The 19,847-nt window shown below is 46.6% G+C and carries 14 protein-coding genes and 4 pseudogenes; 5 read left to right on the forward strand and 13 right to left on the reverse strand.

From position 1 onward, the window contains the following. From JCM11969_RS20115 to JCM11969_RS12975, 7 genes and pseudogenes are all read right to left on the reverse strand, one after another. Positions 1 to 264: pseudogene (locus JCM11969_RS20115) on the reverse strand (lysophospholipase); the annotation flags it as partial. Next, the gene (locus tag JCM11969_RS20120; RefSeq protein ID WP_082409352.1) at positions 264 to 671 is read right to left on the reverse strand and encodes an SGNH/GDSL hydrolase family protein; all 408 of its coding nucleotides are present in this window, start codon (positions 669 to 671) and stop codon (positions 264 to 266) included. The gene JCM11969_RS20120 and the pseudogene JCM11969_RS20115, both read right to left, overlap by 1 nt. Before the next feature lie 494 nt (positions 672 to 1,165). Continuing rightward, a pseudogene (locus JCM11969_RS12955) lies at positions 1,166 to 2,967 on the reverse strand (ABC transporter ATP-binding protein). 15 nt (positions 2,968 to 2,982) lie between these two features. Continuing rightward, a complete protein-coding gene (locus JCM11969_RS12960) occupies positions 2,983 to 3,609 on the reverse strand; it encodes a MarR family winged helix-turn-helix transcriptional regulator (protein ID WP_054711805.1) in 627 nt (208 codons plus the stop codon). Positions 3,610 to 3,898: 289 nt separating this feature from the next. Further along, the gene (locus JCM11969_RS12965; RefSeq protein WP_054711807.1) at positions 3,899 to 4,435 is read right to left on the reverse strand and encodes an NIPSNAP family protein; all 537 of its coding nucleotides are present in this window, start codon (positions 4,433 to 4,435) and stop codon (positions 3,899 to 3,901) included. Positions 4,436 to 4,559: 124 nt separating this feature from the next. Beyond that, on the reverse strand, positions 4,560 to 5,069 hold the full coding sequence (locus JCM11969_RS12970) for a hypothetical protein (RefSeq protein ID WP_054711809.1): 510 nt from the start codon (positions 5,067 to 5,069) through the stop codon (positions 4,560 to 4,562). A 172-nt stretch (positions 5,070 to 5,241) separates the two neighbouring features. Beyond that, positions 5,242 to 5,712 (reverse strand): MarR family winged helix-turn-helix transcriptional regulator, encoded by a 471-nt coding sequence (locus JCM11969_RS12975; RefSeq protein ID WP_054711813.1) that lies wholly within the window; start codon positions 5,710 to 5,712, stop codon positions 5,242 to 5,244. A 126-nt stretch (positions 5,713 to 5,838) separates the two neighbouring features. Here JCM11969_RS12975 and JCM11969_RS12980 point away from each other — a divergent pair, with 126 nt between their 5' ends. Further along, positions 5,839 to 6,315 carry a nuclear transport factor 2 family protein gene (locus JCM11969_RS12980; protein ID WP_054711814.1) on the forward strand — a complete coding sequence of 159 codons (477 nt, stop codon included), beginning with the start codon at positions 5,839 to 5,841 and terminating at the stop codon, positions 6,313 to 6,315. Positions 6,316 to 7,084: 769 nt separating this feature from the next. On the opposite strand, the pseudogene JCM11969_RS12985 reads toward JCM11969_RS12980, so the two are convergent. Both JCM11969_RS12985 and JCM11969_RS12990 read right to left on the reverse strand, forming a co-directional pair. Continuing rightward, positions 7,085 to 9,462: pseudogene (locus JCM11969_RS12985) on the reverse strand (phosphoketolase family protein). Positions 9,463 to 9,913: 451 nt separating this feature from the next. Beyond that, entirely contained in the window at positions 9,914 to 10,642 is a 729-nt protein-coding gene (locus JCM11969_RS12990) for a GntR family transcriptional regulator (RefSeq protein WP_054711816.1), read from the reverse strand. A 158-nt stretch (positions 10,643 to 10,800) separates the two neighbouring features. Between JCM11969_RS12990 and JCM11969_RS12995 the strand changes: the two genes are divergently transcribed. After that, on the forward strand, positions 10,801 to 11,307 hold the full coding sequence (locus JCM11969_RS12995; RefSeq protein WP_054711818.1) for an aminoacyl-tRNA deacylase: 507 nt from the start codon (positions 10,801 to 10,803) through the stop codon (positions 11,305 to 11,307). A gap of 374 nt (positions 11,308 to 11,681) precedes the next feature. Here JCM11969_RS12995 and JCM11969_RS13000 read toward each other — a convergent pair whose 3' ends face one another. Continuing rightward, the gene (locus JCM11969_RS13000) at positions 11,682 to 12,341 is read right to left on the reverse strand and encodes an HD domain-containing protein (RefSeq protein ID WP_225353299.1); all 660 of its coding nucleotides are present in this window, start codon (positions 12,339 to 12,341) and stop codon (positions 11,682 to 11,684) included. A 207-nt stretch (positions 12,342 to 12,548) separates the two neighbouring features. Between JCM11969_RS13000 and aroD the strand changes: the two are divergent. Continuing rightward, positions 12,549 to 13,334 (forward strand): annotated as a pseudogene (aroD, locus tag JCM11969_RS19285) (type I 3-dehydroquinate dehydratase). 218 nt (positions 13,335 to 13,552) lie between these two features. Continuing rightward, positions 13,553 to 14,485 carry a ribokinase gene (gene rbsK, locus JCM11969_RS13015; protein WP_054711826.1) on the forward strand — a complete coding sequence of 311 codons (933 nt, stop codon included), beginning with the start codon at positions 13,553 to 13,555 and terminating at the stop codon, positions 14,483 to 14,485. Between the two features lie 285 nt (positions 14,486 to 14,770). On the opposite strand, the gene JCM11969_RS13020 is transcribed toward rbsK, so the two are convergent. The 3 genes from JCM11969_RS13020 to JCM11969_RS17840 form a co-directional block, all read right to left on the reverse strand. Further along, complete coding sequence (locus JCM11969_RS13020) at positions 14,771 to 15,331, reverse strand: hypothetical protein (protein ID WP_054711828.1); 561 nt, start codon at positions 15,329 to 15,331, stop codon at positions 14,771 to 14,773. Positions 15,332 to 15,881: 550 nt separating this feature from the next. Further along, positions 15,882 to 17,723, reverse strand: a complete 1,842-nt coding sequence (locus JCM11969_RS13025) for a hypothetical protein (RefSeq protein ID WP_054711830.1) — start codon at positions 17,721 to 17,723, stop codon at positions 15,882 to 15,884. Between the two features lie 377 nt (positions 17,724 to 18,100). Next, the gene (locus JCM11969_RS17840) at positions 18,101 to 18,271 is read right to left on the reverse strand and encodes a hypothetical protein (protein ID WP_156319365.1); all 171 of its coding nucleotides are present in this window, start codon (positions 18,269 to 18,271) and stop codon (positions 18,101 to 18,103) included. Positions 18,272 to 18,860: 589 nt separating this feature from the next. Here JCM11969_RS17840 and JCM11969_RS13030 point away from each other — a divergent pair. Then, positions 18,861 to 19,484, forward strand: coding sequence for a nuclear transport factor 2 family protein (locus JCM11969_RS13030; RefSeq protein WP_054711832.1), 624 nt, complete (start codon positions 18,861 to 18,863; stop codon positions 19,482 to 19,484). The last annotated feature ends 363 nt before the right edge of the window (positions 19,485 to 19,847 follow it).

Raw genomic sequence — 19,847 nt, forward strand, 5'->3', positions numbered from 1 at the left:
ATATGGTTTTAAATTATCGAAGACAATCTCGTACCCCGCTGGCAGCATATGGGCGCCGTCAAACGTCAAGTCCGCTTTCAAGTTGCCCGCTTCATCCGTCAACCCAGCGTTGGCGTTGATGAAATGAACCGCCTGTTGTTTTGCTAAAGTAGCGACCTTATCACTGGCATCAGCCATCGCATCGTTCCCTCGTTTTGCCAACAGGGCATCACCCTCATCCCCATCGCTAAACTTGCCCGTGTGGTTTGTTGGGTAATAGGCCATCACGTAAATTTCCGTGGTTGGCAACTTAGCTTGATCTGGCTCAAAATCTCACTGTAATTGGCGAGAAATGTCGCTTCAGGCACGCCAAAACCAATGTCATTTGACCCAATATTGATGAAGATCTTGCTGGGTGCTAAATCAAAAATCTGGTCATCCATGTGCGCCAACAAATCAGCCGTCGTCGTGGCGCGGACACCACGGTTATAGATGTGTTTGCTTAATCCAAGATTCTGCTCGGCTTGCATCTTCTCGATCGGAAAGATCTCCATCAACGACGACCCGACAAAGACGATCTGTCCAGGTTTTGCTGTCCGATTTTCATCACTATACTGTGCCCACAGTTTCTCTTGGAACTGCTTGATCTCTGGATGCAAATTCGTTAATGCTTTGGTGTTCTTTAACGTCATGGTGGTCTACTTCCTTTTATATATAATCTAAACTGTCTTTGCGTTCCACCGACTTGTACAAACGCTACTTTAAATTAGCTCTGCAACAATAGTAATCTCACTGTTTGCAAGCTTTATGCCAATGTCGCTTGATCCGGAACTTCGCAAAGACAGAAGCATTATTCTTAATGAGTTGCTTGCAGTCGAGGGCGGATTCTCTACAAACTAGGTTTAACTGAAATTCGATACTTAATCGTTGTTAGCAGTTTGCTTAAAGTTAGTGGAACGGAGTAATTTGGGACGGAATCGTGGTGTCGATGTTACTTAATGGGCGCGTTCTTCGGCCATTTAGTAACATGCGAGACGATGAAGATCCATTCGAGAGCTGCGCAGCAGAAATCGAATTAGCTTCATCGCGAGCCACCACGATGAAGTCCCAAATTACGGAGTGCAACGGACTATTAAGCTAACAAAAAACAGGGCCATCCAAGACCCTGTTTTCTTGTCAAACCTGATTAAGCAGTTTGCGGTGCCTGTTGCAACATCATTTGGTTTTCAACGTATTCGCGGTACAAAGGTAACTTGTTGATGAGTTCCTTGTGGGTGCCGTGACCGCTGACTTGACCCTTTTCAATGAAGTAGATCTAGTCAGCGTCAACGATTGTGCTGAGTCGGTGCGCAATAACTAACGTGGTCCGGTTATGCATCAACTTTTCAAGGGCTTTTTGAACCATCATTTCAGATTCGGAGTCCAGACTAGCCGTGGCTTCGTCTAACATTAAGATCTTAGGATCTCGCAGGAAGGCCCGCGCAATCGCTAACCGTTGCCGTTGACCGCCGGAAACTTTGACCCCGCGTTCACCGACTTGAGTGTCAAGTCCGTCAGGCATGTCGGAAACGAAATCCTTCGCGTAGGCCATTTCCAAAACATTCCAGAGTTGGTCATCCGTGTACTCGCCGTCTAGGCCGTAAGTCAAATTGTAACGAATGGTGCCGGCCATAATAGCAGCATCTTGGCTCACCAATCCAATTTGACTCCGCCAGTTCGTGAGGTTGACCCCCGTAACAGTGGTGTCGCCAATCTTAATTTCACCCTTGTCTGGGTTGTAGTAGCGTTCCAACAAACCAAAGATGGTTGATTTCCCACCACCGGAAGGACCGGCGAAGGCAACCACTGTATTTGGCTTTGCTTCAAAGGAAACGTCCTGTAAGATCGGTTGCCCCTTCTCGTATTCAAAGTCAACGTGGTCAACAGCGAGCGTCTTGCCGTCAAGGGCAACAGATTCGCCAGAGGTTTGGTCCTCTTCAGGCATCTGCAGCATCTCTTGAATCCGAGCGGTTGACCCGCTTGTCTTGGCCATATCAGTGAAGAACTGACTCATTTGCGTGAACGGTCCGATCATTTGGGTCAGGTACATCAGAAATGAGATCAACGTCCCAAACGTCATGGTGCCAGAAGCGACCCGCTTGCGCCGTAAATCAGCAGGCCGACCATCATACCCATCATCACCATCTGCATCAGCGGGCTGGCAATGGAGTCGTAAATGGCTTCCTTGATGCCGATCTTGTACAGTTTTTCAATCTTACCGTTGCCGTCTTCGTGTTCCAGATCTTCCGCCGTGGAAGACTTAACCAACCGAATGTCGCTGAGAATTTCGCTGGACTGACCGTTAAAGTCAGCGAGGGCATCTTGGCGGGCAATTGAGATCTTGTGGGATTGTCTGATGACTGGCATCATCACGACTAACACCAGTGGCACGGCAATGAACATGATCAACGTCATTTTCCAGTCCATTAGGAGCATCAAAACTAGTGCCCCAACAAGTTGGAGAATGGAAGTGACCATAGTCGGCATTGAGTTGGCCAACAGGTCCTTAACTTGTGACGTATCGTTGATCAGCCGAGATGAGATTTCCCCAGAACGAGTCTCGTCAAAGTAGCTGACTGGCAATCTGAGAATCTTAGCCCACAAAAACTTGCGAAGTTTGCGAACGACATCCTCACCGAAGAAGCCAAGGACGCTGCCCGAAACGGCACTAATCAGTGCGCTCAAAACGAAGAAGGCAATCACAAGCCCCATGAGGCCCGTGTTCATGTGGTGGCCTAACTGGTTGATCAACTGCTTAGCAAACTGGGGCACCATTAATTGCATCCCGGTGGCGGCTAACCCTAAAATCAAGCCAATCGCTAATTCCCAAAAATGGGGTTTGATGCTGCCCACTAATTTTGCGAAAGCCTTAAAATTAAATTTTTGTTTCTTAAATGCGTAGGGTTGTTGTTGACCGCCCCGTGGTGCTTCAGGTGCTCGACGTTGCATGATTTGAGATCTCCTCTATCTTGAACTTAATCTATTTTTCTGATTCAGTATCGTCATCTGGGTCGAAGCCGTGGCCGTTACCCCAGTTCCCATCTGATGGTCGAAACCGTTACCGTTGCGGGGATCAAACCCGTTGCGTGGGTCAAAGCCACGACCGTCGTGTTGGTCAAAACCATTGCGACCACCCCAACCAAATCCGTTGCGGTTACCGTGGCCTTGGTGGTGGCCGTTAAAGCCGTGGAATCCGCCACGCCCGTTGAAGAATTGTTCTGGTGCTTTATCGAAGAAGTCTGGGCGTTCTTCGCCGTCGTCCCACTTGCTGAACTTTTCATCCAGACTATCGGTGAGCTTAGCGAACAACCGACCAAATTCTTCCTTTTCATCATCGTTTAAGCCGTCAAATAAGAAGTCAGAGAATTCTGTCTTGAAGTCGTGAGAACTCTTGATCAAGTCGCGACCTTTGTCTGACAATGAAATCAAACTGATCCGCTTGTCATCCGGTGAGTCGTGCCGTTCAACCAGCCCGTCCTCTTCCAATTTCTTGATCATGACGCTGACGGAACTTGGGCGAATGTCCAATTCGTCAACGATTTGGGAGTTAGTCAACTCATCCTTTTGCGATAACAGATAGATCAATCGCATCTGCCGCGCTTAGGCTGGTTTGCCCAAAACTCTCGTGACTTTTTTGAAACGGCTGAAAATCCCCGTTTCTGGAACGTGTGCATTAACCGACCAAACTCGTTTAATAAATCTCTTGAAGTGTATGCCATAATTTTGTGGTCTCCTTTTATTTAGTTAGATGTCATTATTTTAAACTAACAAGTTGTCCTGCTGTAAGGTTGAGCTGGCGTCCTCGGTGATCCGATCCCAACTCACAAGATACAGTATAACTACTTAGTTAGTTAATGTCAATAAAAGCTAACTATTTAGTTTAATTCATTTCAAACCCTGACAATGCCACGTGGACCGTGACCTTTTCAGGCATCTTCGCCAGCAGGTCAAACAGGTGCTTGTTCATGTGGCGCTTAAAATGCCGCTGCATGCTGGCCTCATCTTCGTAAAATTCCAACGCCCAAACGATATCGGCGTCCTCCGTCGACCGGCAGAGCATCCAAGCCACGGGCTGGTCGCCGGCATCATCGTCGCGGTACATCTCAGTCAACGTGGTCAGTAAGTCTTCACGGTGCTCATATTCCGCGTTTAATTTCAAAAACATGGCTGGTTGATCCATCGCCAAGCCCCAAGCGGACTGTTCTTGACCGTCAAAACTGGATTCGATCATGGTCGTTGTTGAGCTGATCGGCATTTCAATCAGTTGATCGTTATCATCAACGGTCAACCACACCCAATCCAGGTGTGGCATTGGTTTCGTTAATTGGCGGATCGACTCAGTTGCAACTAAAAGCTGGTCATCAGATTCTGATTGCATCGGCGTCATACGGGTCGTATTCATGGTAGGTTGTGTCATCGTACTCATCCTCTTCTTTCAGGTTTAGTTTAGTCTCGTAATGACTAAACTAACAGTCAAATCTAACTGTCATTTCCAAGTTAATCCATCGCAAAGCCGGACGTCAGCACGTAGAACGGCACCTTCATTTCGGCAGTGCCAGTAAATCAAACGCTGGGTCTGTGGCAAGGTCCTTGAAGTACCGGCGCATGCCGTCTTCGTCCTGGTGGAACGTCATCAGCCAAATGGTATCCGAATCGGCAACATCGCGACTGATCACCCAGTCAACGGGCGCATCCGGGTGCACCATTTTCAACATCTGGCGGGCCATCTCATACAAATTGCTGCCTTGGCCAGTCGTGGTATGTAACTTTAAGATACCGCCTGGCTGCCCCGCTTCAAGTGCCCAAACATGGTCACGGTTACCGCTGAAACTGGCCGTCATGACGTCTGGATCAAACTGCATTGGAATCTCTAACAGCAACTCGTCTTCATCGTCTTCAGTGCTCAACATGACCCAGTCAATTGGCCGAGTCAGGCTGGCAAAGTGACTCATTTGAGCCGTAAGCCCTTTGACCTGTTCGTGAACGGACAGTCTTTCGTGGCGCGGCACGTTGGTTGTGATCGTTAAATCTGCGGTTGTTTTACGCATCATGGTAATCATCCTTTTTTAAAATTCCAGATAGCTGTCATTTAGTTAGCCTTTATTATTACTAACTAACGAATACCATTCTAACTAGTTAGTTAGCTCATGTCAACCATAACTAACAAATAAATTTGGTGAAGCGACGTAATCGCCCACCATAATAACGATTCAACAGTGACCTTTATTTTTCTAACCGAGTAACGATCTCCGGATCAATAATGCCCGCCTTAACCATCAGCTCAATACTGCAGCGCATATAGGCAATCAATTTTTCCTGGTCAGCCGCATCCAGTCTGGTCAAATAGCCGGCAAGCCGATTTTCCGTTAAGTCTAAATGCCCTTTCACGAGGGCAGCCCCCTTTTCAGTGCGATAAACGTTGACAACGCGCCGATTCTCCGGATTTCTTTTTCGAGCGACTAACCCACGTTCCTCCAGTGTTGCAACTAGCCGGGTCAACTGCGAACTGCTGATGCCAATGACTTGTGCCAACTGCGTCATCGTCATCCCAGAATTCTCAAACACATTGCGTAATGCCATGGCCTGCAGCCGTGTCATTCCTAAATCATCAATCGACCGATTCTGCAAAAAGGCCTGCGTATAGATCGTAAATAGCTGACCAAACGTCTTGGTATTCAGGGTTTCCTTTGTCATGAGCTGCACTTCTTTCTGTCCGTTTTTTGTCTTATTCATAATAGTTGACAATTATGAAATATGCAATTATATTATATTTGATAATTATGAACTATCGGGTTTGACTGACGAAAGGATCCTAAAACTATGATTTTTGAAGAACAGCGGCCAACAACGAAAAATGAAAAGCAACTATTAGATAAGTATCAAATCACAGAACTGGTGCACTATGAGCGATACGCCCGCGATTACGGTCTTTGGGACGGGATGGCCACCTGCTATACCGACGATGCCACCATTGAAATTTCCTGGTATAAAGGTGACATCAAAGGGTTCCTTGAAGCCTCAAAGCCAGCCCCTGACGCCCAAACTGACGCACTACCAGCACATAAGATGCACGAAACGTTAGTCTGGCTTAACGGGGACAATGCAGTTGCGGTCGTCGTCACGACCATGACTGGCCGGACACCTGTTCAGGGGCAAACAATGGACAATCTCATTTACGTGCGGCTGGTCTACTCCCTCAAACGGGTCAACGGCGAATGGAAGATCTATGCCATGACACCCGTCTACGAACGCGATACCCTTGTTACCCGTGACACCCAAGGATATCAAACCCGTTAAAGGCGCCCGTGACAGTTATAAGAATTTAAGCATCGCCTTGAAGGACATCGGTGAAACTGCAAGCGATGATCTTCCCGGTTTAGATAAACCCGAAACCGTTCAGAAATTCATGACTGGGATTCAAGACTGGTTCACATCCAAAGACTAACGAAACATACACAGTCATTAAAGGCTGCCCAGATTCTCAAAATGGCTCGCCTACCAAAAACACCGTCAATCAATACTGTTTAGGATTTTGATTAACGGTGTTTTTGGTTAGTTTGAATATCATTGTCGCTGCGTTTCGCCACTTTGAGTAAACTGGCCTGCAATCTAACGCCGCTACTTTACAACCATTAGGCTCGATTGTTGGCAGTCTATGAAATTGAGACTCAGAATGCAGTTTGAAGAATCGCTATCAGTTGTAGAACAAGCAGTCGAGCGCGGATTCTCTGCAAACTGTCATTGACTGCCTTTTAATGCTTAACGCTTGTCTGAAGTATCCTCACAGTAAGTGGAATGGCGCAATTTGGCACGGAGTCGTGGTGTCGACATCAGTTAGCGACCGTATTTTGGTCGGTTACTGATGTGCGAGACGATGAAGATCCACTCGAGAGCCACGCAGTGGAAATCGAGTTAGCTTCATCGCGAGCCACTACGCGGAGTGCCAAATTGCGGAATGCAACGGACTTTAGCACAAAATCATTTCGAAAAAGAACCAAAAAGAACGCCTCAACCGACAAGCGGTTGAGGCGTCTAGGCAGTTGATCAAGCTAATTCAGCGCGTGAATTACTTGAGTGGTTGCCACTTCCAGTTGTTAACTTCTGGCAAGTCAGTACCGTTTTCACGGATGTAAGCATTGTGCTTAGCAACCATGTCATCCATACGTTGTGCAAAGTATGAACCCTTTACAGCGTATTCTGGAATGTTTAATACGGCATCCTTAGCCAAGTGGTAACGGTCAAGTTCGTTCAAGACACGCATGTCAAATGGTGTGGTGATGTCACCGTTCTCACGGTAACCATGAACTGACAGGTTGTGGTTGTGACGGTCGAAGAAGATGTCCTTTACTAAGTCTTCGAAGCCATGGAATGCAAAGATTACAGGCTTGTCAACAGTGAAGTAACGGTCGAATTCTTCGTCGCTTAAGCCACGAGGGTCGATCTTAGGTGAACGAAGCTTCAAGATATCAACAACGTTGATAACACGAATCTTCATTTCTGGGAATTCGTCGTGTAACAATGATACAGCGGCGAAGACTTCCCAAGTTGGTTCACTACCAGCAGCAGCGAACACAATGTCAGGTTCCTGACCTTGGTCAGTAGAAGCCCAGTCGATGTAGCCTAAACCATTGTGAACAAGGTTAGTGGCTTCGTCAATTGAGAACCATTGTGGACGTGGGTGCTTTGAAGTAACCAGCAAGTTGATCTTTTCGTATGAACGGAAAGCAACATCAGCAACAGCTAACAAGGTGTTAGCATCGCCTGGCAGGTATTCACGGATGAATTCAGGCTTCTTTTCAGCCAAGTGAGTTAACATACCTGGGTCTTGGTGGGTATAACCGTTGTGATCTTGTTGGAATACAGTTGAAGTATCAACAAAGTTCAGTGATGGGTATTGGTTACGCCATGATTGTTCTGCAGCTTTACGCAACCACTTCATGTGTTGAGTCAACATTGAGTCGACAACACGACCAAATGATTCGTAAGTAGCGAAGAAACCGTGACGACCAGTTAATACGTAACCTTCTAACCAACCTTCAGCTTGGTGTTCTGAAAGTTGTGAGTCGATAACGCGGCCTTGTGGTGCCATGTCTTCGTCGTAAGGTTCGTGAATGTCTTCTTCCCATTGACGCTTACCATGATCAAGCATGCTGTACAGACGGTTTGACTTAGATTCGTCAGGGCCGAAGGCACGGAAGTTGTCTGGATTAAGCTTCATGGTGTCAGCAACCCAGTCAGACCAAACGATCATGTCTTGGGCTTCAGTAGCACCTGGAGTAGTACCTTAACGGCGTAGTCCTTGTAGTCAGGGAGCTTCAATGGCTTAGGATCGATACCACCGTTAGTGATAGGGTTAACTGACATCCGCTTGTCGCCCTTAGGAGCGAAGTCGCGAACTTCTTGCTTGAGCGTGCCATCAGCGTTGAAGATTTCTTCAGGCTTGTATGACTTCAACCAGCTAACCAACTTGTCAGCATGTTCCATGCTGTCAGCTGCGATAGGAAGCGGAACTTGGTGAGCACGGAATGAACCTTCAACAGGGTTACCATCGAAGTCTTCCTTAGGACCAGTCCAGCCCTTTGGTGAACGGAAGATAATCATTGGCCAGTTAGGCAATGAGTTATCGTTGTTCTCGCGAGCGTTCTTTTGGATTGCTTTGATTTCAGAAATGGCTTCGTCCATAGTCTTAGCCATTGCTTCATGAACAGGCATGTGATTGTCTGGGTCTTTGACTTCGACGAACTTAGGGTTCCAGCCCATACCCTTGAAGTAGTTAGTTAACTCTTCGTCGGTCATCCGTGAAAGGATAGTAGGGTTAGAAATCTTGAAACCGTTCATGTTGATGATTGGTAATACAGCACCATCTTTGATTGGGTTGATGAACTTGTCTGAGAACCATGAAGCAGCCAATGGGCCGGTTTCAGCTTCGCCATCACCGATTTCAACAGCGGCAATTACATCTGGGTTATCTAAGATTGCACCAGTACCGTGTGAAAGTGAGTAACCAAGTTCGCCACCTTCGTGGATTGAACCTGGTGTTTCAGGAGCGGCATGTGAGGCAACCCCACCTGGGAATGAGAATTGCTTGAATAACTTCTTAAGACCTTCTTTGTCTTGAGAAATGTTTGGGTAAATGTCTGAGTAGCTACCGTCAAGGTATGAGTTAGAAACCATAACTTGGCCACCATGACCTGAACCTTCAATATAGAACATGTTCAAATCATACTTGTTAATCACACGGTTTAAGTGAGCGTAAATAAAAGTTTGAGAAACGATAGTTCCCCAGTGACCAATAGGCTTAACCTTAACGTCGTCAGAAGTCAAATCCCGGTCCAACAATGGGTTGTCCCGTAAGAATAATTGACCTACTGAAAGATAGTTAGCGGCACGCCAGTACTTGTCAACGCCTTCCAAATATTGTTTGGAATCGTAATCTACTGCCATTAGAGTAACACTCCTTTGATTGATTTAAGATAACTACATAATCTTAGCTGATAGAAATTATGGTGCGAAATTACCAATACAATTTTTATACTGATAATTTACAAACACTATATTAAACTGTTTTGAACAAAAGTCAACCTTTTTATAAATTGATACGGTCCAATTATAAAATAAGTTAGTCCCGTACCGATCAACTCCTGTGCATTATGTCAAATTTCGCACGTCATGTCCACTGATTTGACGCGGGTTTAAGGAAAACTATGAGTTTGGTTGGGCCTGTTTCTTTTTGGAGGCCTTTACAGGATAAAGACGCAAAAACGACCAGGAGTTTTTTTCTTGGTCGTTTTTCTTGTGATTTTTTGTTCTGTTTTTAGGGATGCTGGCTTTCTATTAGCCTCAAGCCGAAACGTGCTCCGCCCTCTAAACGCCTTGCTCCGCACTCTGCCACACTCTACTCCTCATCCAACGTCACAAACGTATTATAATTAAAATAATCATAACGCATCCGCATATTGGAGACTTCAAACGGTGTGCCGTCATCCAGGAAGAAGATACCTTCCATAATGGAGGTTGGTTCCGTTGGCTTCAAGCCCAATAATTCTTGATCATCCGCCGTTGATGGTTCTGCTCGGATCGTCATGAACGACTTTGTGACCACCTTGCTCTGCTGGTCTTCCAGATAGTTGAAGATTGAGCCAGAGACGACTTTTTCGGACAACTCTGGCACAATCTTGATTGGAATGTACCCCTGTTCGATCATAAAGGGTTTGTCATCAAACAGCCGCAACCGTTTGATCTCATAAACAAAGTCCCCTTGCGATAAGAAGAGGTCCTGCTGCAGGCTTTCACTGGCAGGCACCACCTTAAATGACAATAATTTAATTCCCTGGGTCTGACCATCGCTCTTAAAACTGTCAGTAATTCCCAAGTTTGTTCCTTCGTAGTGGAAAATGGTCTGGTTACGCATATATAGCGGATTAATGAAGGTGCCAGACCCGCGTTTCTTAAAAATAATGCCTTGATTCGCTAAAACGCTAAGCGCCCGCTTGATTGTACTACGGCTTACGTTGTATGCTTCACTTAGGCTTCGCTCATCTGGTAGTCGTTTGTTAGGAAACTGATTGTCGTGGATGCGCGCTTTTAAATCATGCAGCACTTTTCGATAAACTAAATCTTTCATGACTTTCTCCTTGCAACCAACTAACTTGATTCTGTAGTTAAATCGAGTATAACAGATTTTGACCGTTTCGCCTACATTGAAACGCACTATTAATAAAATTGGTTCTATTCAATAATACATTTGGACTGCACCAAATCTAAACGATAAGGAATGAAAGGATGTCTAAGAAAAATAAAAAGAGTCGGTTACATAAAACGCTTGTCGAGCAAATTCTCGATAAGAATAAGATTGCTTATGAACAACTTTCCTTTGCCACTCACGAAGAAGGCGACGTCGCCCAGATGGACATCGACGAAAGTACGCTGGATCAACATACCATCTATAAAACATTAGTGGCATCTGGCAAGGAAACGGGTCCCGTCGTTGGCGTCCTACCGATCGATACCCACTTGGACTTAAAAAAGCTCGCCAAGGTGTCTGGCAATAAAAAAGTCAGTATGGTGCCCCTAAAAGAACTCGTTAAAACAACGGGCTACGAACACGGTGCCAACACCCCAATCGGTATCTGGGAAAAGTTGAAGTACCCCATCTACTTCGATAATACCGCAAAGGAACAAGGCGAACTGATCGTATCATCAGGACAGATTGGTCGTTCAGTAAAGGTCAACGCAGAAGATCTTTGCAAACTGGTGCACGGCGAGTTTGTTGACCTTTTGGAAGTGTAATGAATAAGGGTAAAGAAAAGAGCCGGTAATCATGAAATTATCGGCTCTTTTTTATACTTTAGTTTTTAAGATAAAACGTAATAAGCATTGCTGTCGATGACTGAACGACAGTCGAGTGCGGATTCTCTACAAACTGTCTTTGACTGCATTTCGATGCTTAGCCTGCATAGAAAGTAGGCTCATAGTGAGTGGAATGCAGTCATTCAGCACGGAGTCGTGGTGTCGATGTCACTTGATGGCCGTTCTTTGGCCATTTAGTGACATGCGAGACGATGGAGATCCATTCGAGTGGCGCAAGGCGACAATCGAATTAGCTTCATCGCGAGCCATTACGGTGGAGTGCCAAATCGCGCAATGCAACGGATAGCAACCCACTATCTCATCCCGTTCCATTCCCCTTTAAACGCATCCAAAAAGTCCAACATCGTCTGCTGCCGCTTCTTGGCGATCCGTTGGGCAACTGGCGTGTTCATTTGCTCGGCAAGCTTCAATAGTTTTTCATAAAAGTGGTTGATGATGGTTTCATTATCCAGATTGCGATACTCTGCCTTCGTCATGTGCTTGCGAGGCGCAATTTGCGGGTCGTAGATCTTTTCACTATGGTGACCGCCATAGTAGATGGCACGCGTGATACCGATGGCGCCAATGGCATCCAAGCGGTCGGAATCTTGGACGATCTGGCCTTCCAACGGTAATTTCTGCTGGTCCTCCGTCAGCGTTTTGCTAAACGACATATTTTTGATGATCAGCATGACCGTCTCGATTTTTTCTTGTGACATGTCGACTGATTTCAACAAGTCAACCACGTGTTGCTCAGCGGCTGGCACGTCGTCGACTAATTTATCGTCGATCACGTCGTGCAGATAGGCGGCAGCCAGCGTCAACACATAGTCGGCCGAGGGTTCTTCTGCCAGCAGCATTTTTGCGTTCGTGACGACCCGGTTAATGTGGTCCAACCCGTGGCCGGATTTATCGGCAGCCAGCTGCTGGGTTGCGTAAGTTTCAATAGTTGCTAATTGTTCGGTTGCTTCCAATGTCATGTCTCCCAATCCCAAAATAGAATGAATCACCAGTGTACTGGTCTGTGATTAAAATTAAATTAATCTTTATTATACCACCGCACCCAAACACAAATTTCACAACATGTCGTTTTTCTGAAAACGAGTTTGCTTGTACTTTAGGGGGTAAAATGCTATCGTCGTTAATGATAATTAGATTAGATGAGGAGGAGTTCTGTACTTATGACCCCCGTAACTTTTAAACAATTAACGCTGGGCAGCGGTCTGCCAAAGATCTGCGTCCCAATTACTGGCACCGATATCGCTAAGGTGATCGGCCAAGCTGGTGAAGTTGTGTCCTCTTCCACTGACTTAGTGGAGTGGCGGTTAGACTACCTCAACAACCTTGAAGATTTGGACCAACTAGTTCAAACGGCCAACCGGTTAACGGAAATTCTTGGCGAACTGCCGCTCATTGCAACGCTCCGTGACCGCACAGAAGGCGGCAAACGCCAGATTGCGGACAGCGACTACCGTGACATTTACACAGAACTGTTGACGAAAACTAAGATCACGGCCATTGATCTCGAGTGGCAGCGTGATCCAGAAACGATTAAAAATCTCATCGCGTTGGCTGAATCAAACCACGTGCGCACCATCATCAGCCACCACTAATTTGACCACACCCCGTCTGAAGCCGATATGGTCAGCCAGTTGACTGCCATGGCGCGCACGAACGGCAGCGTCGTAAAATTAGCCGTAATGCCGCAGTCAAGCGATGATGTTCTGGCATTGATGAACGCGACCCACCAAGTCAGTGCCATCATCGACCAACCGCTGATCACCATGGCAATGGGTGCACTGGGTGCCGTCAGCCGCATCGCCGGTCAGACGTTCAATAGTTGTTTGACCTTCGCATCCGTTCACGCCCAGTCAGCCCCTGGCCAACTCAGTGTGGAACAAACGCGACAAATCCTGACGACCCTCGCACCAACGATTGAAGGATTAGAAACAAGTACGTTAAATTAAATCAGCAAAGCGCTAGCCATCAGTTACCACTATTACATCGTGATAACCGAACTCGGCTAGCGTTTTTACTGACCAATCAGTATAATTGACCTTGAATAGTCGTTTTATGGTTGAAATGGCTTACATTATCTGGTATATTATTGAGTGCAAAATACGTAAAACGTTTTACTTAACTTAACCAATGATTGAACAAACACACGAATGAGAGGCTAACTACTATGACCAACCGCGTAACTGTTATCGGAAGCTTAAATGTTGATACGATTCTTGAAATCCCACGTTTACCTAAACCAGGCGAAACACTTGCCATGCACAACCAGTCCTTTGCTGGCGGCGGCAAGGGCTCTAACCAGGGAATCGCTGCTGGCCGGGCCGGCGCTGACACCCACTTCATTGGTAAGATCGGCGACGACACCAACGGTCAATTCATGATCAACTCCATGAAGGATTCCGGCATTAACGTGGATCAAGTCACGGTTACCAAAGACGCTAAGACCGGCCAAGCCTTCATCTTACTGGACGATGAGGGGCAAAACTCCATTCTCGTTTACGGCGGTGCCAACCAAAAATTAAACGTTGACGATGTCAAGAACGCCGAAGCCACCATTGCTAATAGCGACTTCATCATTACGCAGTTCGAAACGCCGATGGACGTTGCCGAAGCCGCATTCAAGACCGCCAAGGCAAACGACGTTGTGACGATTTTGAACCCTGCTCCTGCTCGTCAGGCCATCCCTGCCAGCCTGCTCGCCGTCAGCGACCTAGTCGTGCCAAACGAAACCGAAAGCCAGACCCTGACCGGCATCGAAATTACCGACGAAGCCTCGATGGTCAAGGCTGCCAACAAGATGCACGACATGGGTGCCAAATGTGTCATCATCACCGTTGGGAGCAAGGGTGCCTTCTACCACACCGTTAGCGGCGACACCGGCTTTGTGGACGCCTTCAAGGTCAAGGCTGTCGACACCACTGCAGCCGGCGACACCTTCATTGGTGCACTGAGTTCTCAACTCAACAAGGACATGAGCAACCTAACCGACGCCATTCGGTTTGCAAACCGGGCATCATCGATCACTGTGCAACGCATGGGCGCACATCCTTCGATTCCTACTTTAGCTGAAATTGAAGCTGCTGAGGCTGCTGCTAAGTAGCGACGAGCGTTAAACATCGCTGCGTTGCTATGAGCTGAATCTCTAAATTAAAATAATAAATGGTACCCTAACTCAAAGTCAGCTGGGGTACCATTTTTTCTACTCATCATTTTTGTAAATCGAATCAGATTTAAACCATTTAAGTGGTGCTTCTATCCCACATAGCGAAAACGAGTTCCGGAAAACAGAAAGCTGCGTGTAAGCCAACTCTGACAAAAATACCAAGCCCAGACATTTTCGTCAGAGTCAGCTTACACTCCGCTTCCTCCCGTTTTCCTCCACTCTCTAATCGATTGCTTCAATCTGCCCCGTAGCAATTGGCAAGGTCACATGTTGGTCAAAGTGGCCAACCATGCCCTGAACCGTGTCAGGAATGGTTAATTCTGGGTCAGTCCCATGAATGTAAATGACCCGCTTGTCTAATTGCAGCTCTTCATCGTTAAAGGATGACTTGAAGTTCTTGCTTAACTCACTTAGCGGTACCTTTTGCTCGTAAGAAAAATCACCATTTGCATCCGCAACTGGGTAACGGTCGTGAGGAATATCCATCTTTTCAGGGGCATCGTCGAACGGCACCATGGTCGTCCCTGAGACGGGTTCGGTTTCAGGCAGATCAACAAAACCGTCACCATTTGCATCCTGAGCAGCCGTTGCAATCAATGCCTGCTTGCCATCTGGGAAGCCATGGAAATGCTCCCAATGTTCAGTGTTTGCTGGTGTGCCGTGCATGTCGATCTTAATCGTCAAAGTGTCGCCGTCAATGTCAAAACTAGCATGACCATAAGCTGCTGAGCCAATCTTTTCCGCGTTTAGTGGTACCAACTGTGCTTCATAATGTGTTGTCATAGTAAGCCCTCCTTGAACTCTAAAACCTGACACTAGTTTATAACTAAGTTGTGCAAAATTCATTTAATTTGATTGTAAGTTAACGTTGTGTAGCAAAAAGACGCCTGAGTGTTGCTTCAGGCGTCTTTTTGGGGTGCTTGTATTTGATTATAGAACTATTATTTCAAGGCTGTGGGCTACTGTGTAAGCCAACTCTGACAAAAATCCAGACCTTATTTTCACGTTTTATTGTCTGAGTGGTGCTTGCTACTGGCTTGCTATTAGCCTCGAGCCGAAACGTGTTCCGGGAGGGCAAAGGGTTGCACCTAAGCGACTTCGCCCGCAAAAGCCAAGCCCGGGCTTTTACGGGCAAAGTCACTTAGGCTCCACCCTCTGGACGCCCTCCCTCCACACTCTATGGTGCTTGCTACTGGCTTTCTATTAGCCTTGAGTCGAAACGTGTTCCGCAGGCTGAGGGCTACTGTGTAAGCAACTCTGGCAAAAATGCCAAGTTCGGGCATTTCTGCCAGAGTTGCTTACACTCCGCCCTCAAAACGCCCTGCTCCACACTCTACTTCCCTAAACTCCCATTCCTAAAAGTATCCAACCCAACATTAGCGGTCGCCAGCTGGGTCTTCGTTGTTGCCGTTGCTCTGAAGCTGACCTTATCGCCCGCCTGGATGAACTGGAAGATTGGCTGGAAGCTCTTTGACGTTGTATCCATTCGGTACACGTGGCTGTCGCCCTTCAAAATAAACAGGATCTGCTTATCATCCGGCTTGACCACCCGTTCAACAGTACCCGAAATCGTTTTACCGGTCACTTTTGGCGTTGCGGCTGTGGACTTAATACCCGTCCGTTGTTCAAACAAGGCCAGCGTGCTATTGGCATCGTCACCGACCGCGTATGTCCCGCTTTGGTTGTTGCCATCCGCCTTCAAGTACACAAACTTCATGAATGAGTTATTATCCCGGTCCAGCATAGAAACGACCCACGTTGGTTTACCGGCGATCCGGTACAACAGTGGCAGTGTTCCCTTGTAGTCCTGCGGGTTAATATCTTGTTGGGAGTAGGAAATGGCCCGCTCCGGCGTCATCACGTTACCGTGTTCCTTGTAGTAGTGCATCACGTTTGTCCGCGCGTCCACGAAGGTGTAGCCCAGCACTGAACTTTGGTGATTGTTGATACTGGTCATCCCTGAGAAGTAGTAGATCCGACCCTTGTAGGCGTACGGCGTGAGTTTGCTGCCGCCTTCAGTGCCGGCCTCGGTCGGTTTCATAACATCGCTATGGCCACCAAAGCTGGTGGCGTTCCAGAACCCATGACGGTACTTGCCGAACATGGTAATTTCTTTGGCAACCAAGTCAGGACTGACCGCAACATCGACAAACTTTGGTACGTTGTTTGGTGAATAGACCTTCACCTTCCCGGTCACCGTGTTTAAAACGGCAACTTTGTAGTGACGATAATCGTAATTGCGGTTGAAGTACGACAGCGGTTTGGCCAGCGTCCGCACGTAGTATGGCGTCCCGTTGTTATCAACTTCCAGTTGTGAGGTATTTCCCACCATCGTGTAGCCGAGACTATGCGCGCTGATTCGACGGTCGGCATCGCGGTTGAAGTACGCGCTAGGCGTGTACCGCATCGGCTTGCTGACAAACTGCGGATCAGCGTTTTTATCGGTGGCGTTCGTCATGAAGTAACCGGGCACTTTTTGGTAGTGCAGGTAACGCCAGAACCCACCTGTAAACGCAACGGGCGCAACGTAGACCATCTTGCCTTTATACATCTGAACCCGCATTGAGTTGAGATCGTAGACGTTGGAGTTCTTAAAACTGTTCAGCGAGTTGTTCATGTCGGTTGAAACGGTCTGTGGTGCATTGACCACGGGCTTTTCAGCGTTGTCTTTAATGACCGGCATCGGCGCCGTATCCGTCGTGTTGTTAATGTCCGTTTTAATGGATGACACAGACGGCTGCGGATTCATTTGCGTGATCACGGAAGAAATGCTGCCAACGATAAAGAAGACCACTAGGGCAGCCACACCGGCCCCAATCATTTTCGTCAACCAGCCGGCAGTGATGCCGAACTGGCGCAGCAACTTGGTTAGCCAGCTGTCCTTACTTGACGGCGCACCCTCGTTAACAACGCCGTGGGTAAACACAAACCGGCGTAGTACGGCAACGAAGATCAGCCCGCCAATGAACCACATCAGCCACCCATCGATCAATGATGGGTAAGCCAGATCCGGTAAATTGAAATAGGTGTTCACGTAACTCACAATAAATAACACAATGACAGCCGTAATTCCCCATAGCCGCCACCGTCTCGTACTGACCACCAAATACCAGATAAACGGAATCAGAAGTCCTGACAGTTTAACCAGCGTGATCAAGGCAAAATAACTAAGCATGGTGCCCTCTCTTTCTACAGTTCAACCAATATTGAATCCGGTTTCTCTATAGTAGAAAGTGTACCATATCTCGCGGTGCATGCCACTATTAGCTTTGTCTGAATTTATGAACACCAAAAATGCCACTGCCATACGCATGGTAGGTGATACGGGCGCATTGGGTACGATCACCTAGCTCAAAACAAAAAGCCCCCGAATGCAATTTGCATCAAGGGACTTGCTATTCATCAATTACTGCACACTAGCGGCGTAAGTATCCAATAGTGTTGCAATCTCTTTTATAACCGCCACAACGTCAACTGGTGATTCTGATAACACCCCGTTTACCAACACCTGAATCATCTGCTGCTTATCCGTGACTTCGAAATGATATTCCTTTAAAAAATGATCACTAAGTACTCAGCAGTCTCTTTTCGATCTTCCATGACTGGGTAAGCTTCAGGATGATCCGAGGCGTTGACCCACATTGCGTATGTTTCTAAATTACGGCACACATGGGATATGAAGTTTTTATCTTCCGGGGTTAATAAGTAAATTGCTTCAGCCACAATTAACCACCACTCTCAATATATTTTAATCGTTCTTTAATCTTTCCTAATTCTAACACACTTCAACATCTGTTCAACAGATTTGCTCAAACTTTGTAAAATAAGTAACAAAGTGTTGCTAATACAGCTAGGCACACAAATGGAAGCGGTTAACTAAGGAAACCACGGTATCAGTATAACGTACATGACACCATCTTGTCACCATTTACCCTAATCTCTTAGGCAGATTGTTACTTTTTTGGCAGAATGGCCTAACTGTAAAACTGATTCACTTGAAACGATAACATCATCGATTCTGTTTGTCTATAAATATTATCTAAGGAAAATCATTATTTATTTCTAAATTTATTCTCTCATCAATTCTTGAAAAAACTGTACCCATTCTGTGAATTAAGTGTGACCTTTTGAAACAAGTCTGCCTGTTTGACTGATTTTTGGGATGCCATTTCAAAATTTGTTTCATTCGTACCTGATTTGTAACATATTTATCCAACGTGGACACGTTATCATTGATTACGCTTATAATAACCATTAGAGTTGATACTGATAAAAGCAGTCAGTATGCTGCATCTATTTAGGAGGAAACACCATGAAATTACTAACTAAAAACGCGCCATTTACTGCCGCAGAAGTCGTCGATAAGGCCAACATCATTGAGCTCATTCAATTCGAACGTTTCTGCCGCGATAACAGTCTGTTTGATGAAATGAACAAGACTTATACAGATGATGCCAAGATCGAAATCTCTTGGTTCCAGGGCAGTGCTAAAGACTTTGTTTCTGAATCAGCCAACATGGCAGGCAACACTCGGACGTCACACCAAATCTACAACACCCAGGTTTGGATGACTGGTGACCGGGCCGTTGCTATTATGCAGGCTAGCATTAAGGGGCAGCAAGAACTCGAAGGCGCCAAATTAAACTTGAGTTCTGATTCAAAAATCGTGTACGAACTGCAACGCGTCGACGGCGAATGGTTGATCCATTACATGACCTGCATCTATGAAGCAGACACCCTGGTGCCATTGACACCAGTGGACAACGTCAAGGTAGACCAGACTGAACTGGCAAGTTACCGTCCAAGTTACGCCTGCCTCGCCTACACCCTTCACAGCCACGGCTACGACATTGACCAAGACCTGCCAGGTATCGATCGGCCAGAACAGGTCGCGGCACTGTATCAAACGATGAACGATTGGCTGGAAGCAAAGTAGTTTCTATGACCCACAGTCCAATGTAGATTTATGTCCTGCACAGTCCTTAATGCTGTCAATTTAGAAGCAGCGTTAACCAAATCGACTACCACTCAAGTCAGCACGTTCGCACTAAAAACGTGACCGGCAGTCAAGAGCGGATAATCTACAAACTCGGGTTAACTACATTTTGATGCTTAACAACAAGTTAAATCCATGCTCACAGTAAGTGGAATGGAACAAATTGGCACGGAGCTGTGGTGTCGACATCAGTTAACGACCGTACTTTGGTCGTTTACTGATGTGCGAGTCGATGAAGATCCATTGTAAGCAGTAGATAACTGACCGTATTGAATACTGCGATTTCATCACAAATATAAAAAT

It is taken from the genome of Secundilactobacillus paracollinoides DSM 15502 = JCM 11969 (genome assembly GCF_001311135.1).
Taxonomy (GTDB): domain Bacteria; phylum Bacillota; class Bacilli; order Lactobacillales; family Lactobacillaceae; genus Secundilactobacillus; species Secundilactobacillus paracollinoides.

Excerpts from the sequence above, each read along its gene's own strand:
- JCM11969_RS20120 (WP_082409352.1), bottom strand. The coding sequence starts at position 671 with ATGACGTTAAAGAACACCAAAGCATTAACGAATTTGCATCCAGAGATC.
- JCM11969_RS12965 (WP_054711807.1), bottom strand. The coding sequence starts at position 4,435 with ATGACACAACCTACCATGAATACGACCCGTATGACGCCGATGCAATCA.
- JCM11969_RS13025 (WP_054711830.1), bottom strand. The coding sequence starts at position 17,723 with ATGCTTAGTTATTTTGCCTTGATCACGCTGGTTAAACTGTCAGGACTT.
- JCM11969_RS12990 (WP_054711816.1), bottom strand. The coding sequence starts at position 10,642 with ATGAAAGATTTAGTTTATCGAAAAGTGCTGCATGATTTAAAAGCGCGC.
- JCM11969_RS12975 (WP_054711813.1), bottom strand. The coding sequence starts at position 5,712 with ATGACAAAGGAAACCCTGAATACCAAGACGTTTGGTCAGCTATTTACG.
- rbsK (WP_054711826.1), top strand. The coding sequence starts at position 13,553 with ATGACCAACCGCGTAACTGTTATCGGAAGCTTAAATGTTGATACGATT.
- JCM11969_RS12970 (WP_054711809.1), bottom strand. The coding sequence starts at position 5,069 with ATGATGCGTAAAACAACCGCAGATTTAACGATCACAACCAACGTGCCG.
- JCM11969_RS12995 (WP_054711818.1), top strand. The coding sequence starts at position 10,801 with ATGTCTAAGAAAAATAAAAAGAGTCGGTTACATAAAACGCTTGTCGAG.
- JCM11969_RS13020 (WP_054711828.1), bottom strand. The coding sequence starts at position 15,331 with ATGACAACACATTATGAAGCACAGTTGGTACCACTAAACGCGGAAAAG.
- JCM11969_RS12960 (WP_054711805.1), bottom strand. The coding sequence starts at position 3,609 with ATGCGATTGATCTATCTGTTATCGCAAAAGGATGAGTTGACTAACTCC.
- JCM11969_RS13030 (WP_054711832.1), top strand. The coding sequence starts at position 18,861 with ATGAAATTACTAACTAAAAACGCGCCATTTACTGCCGCAGAAGTCGTC.
- JCM11969_RS12980 (WP_054711814.1), top strand. The coding sequence starts at position 5,839 with ATGATTTTTGAAGAACAGCGGCCAACAACGAAAAATGAAAAGCAACTA.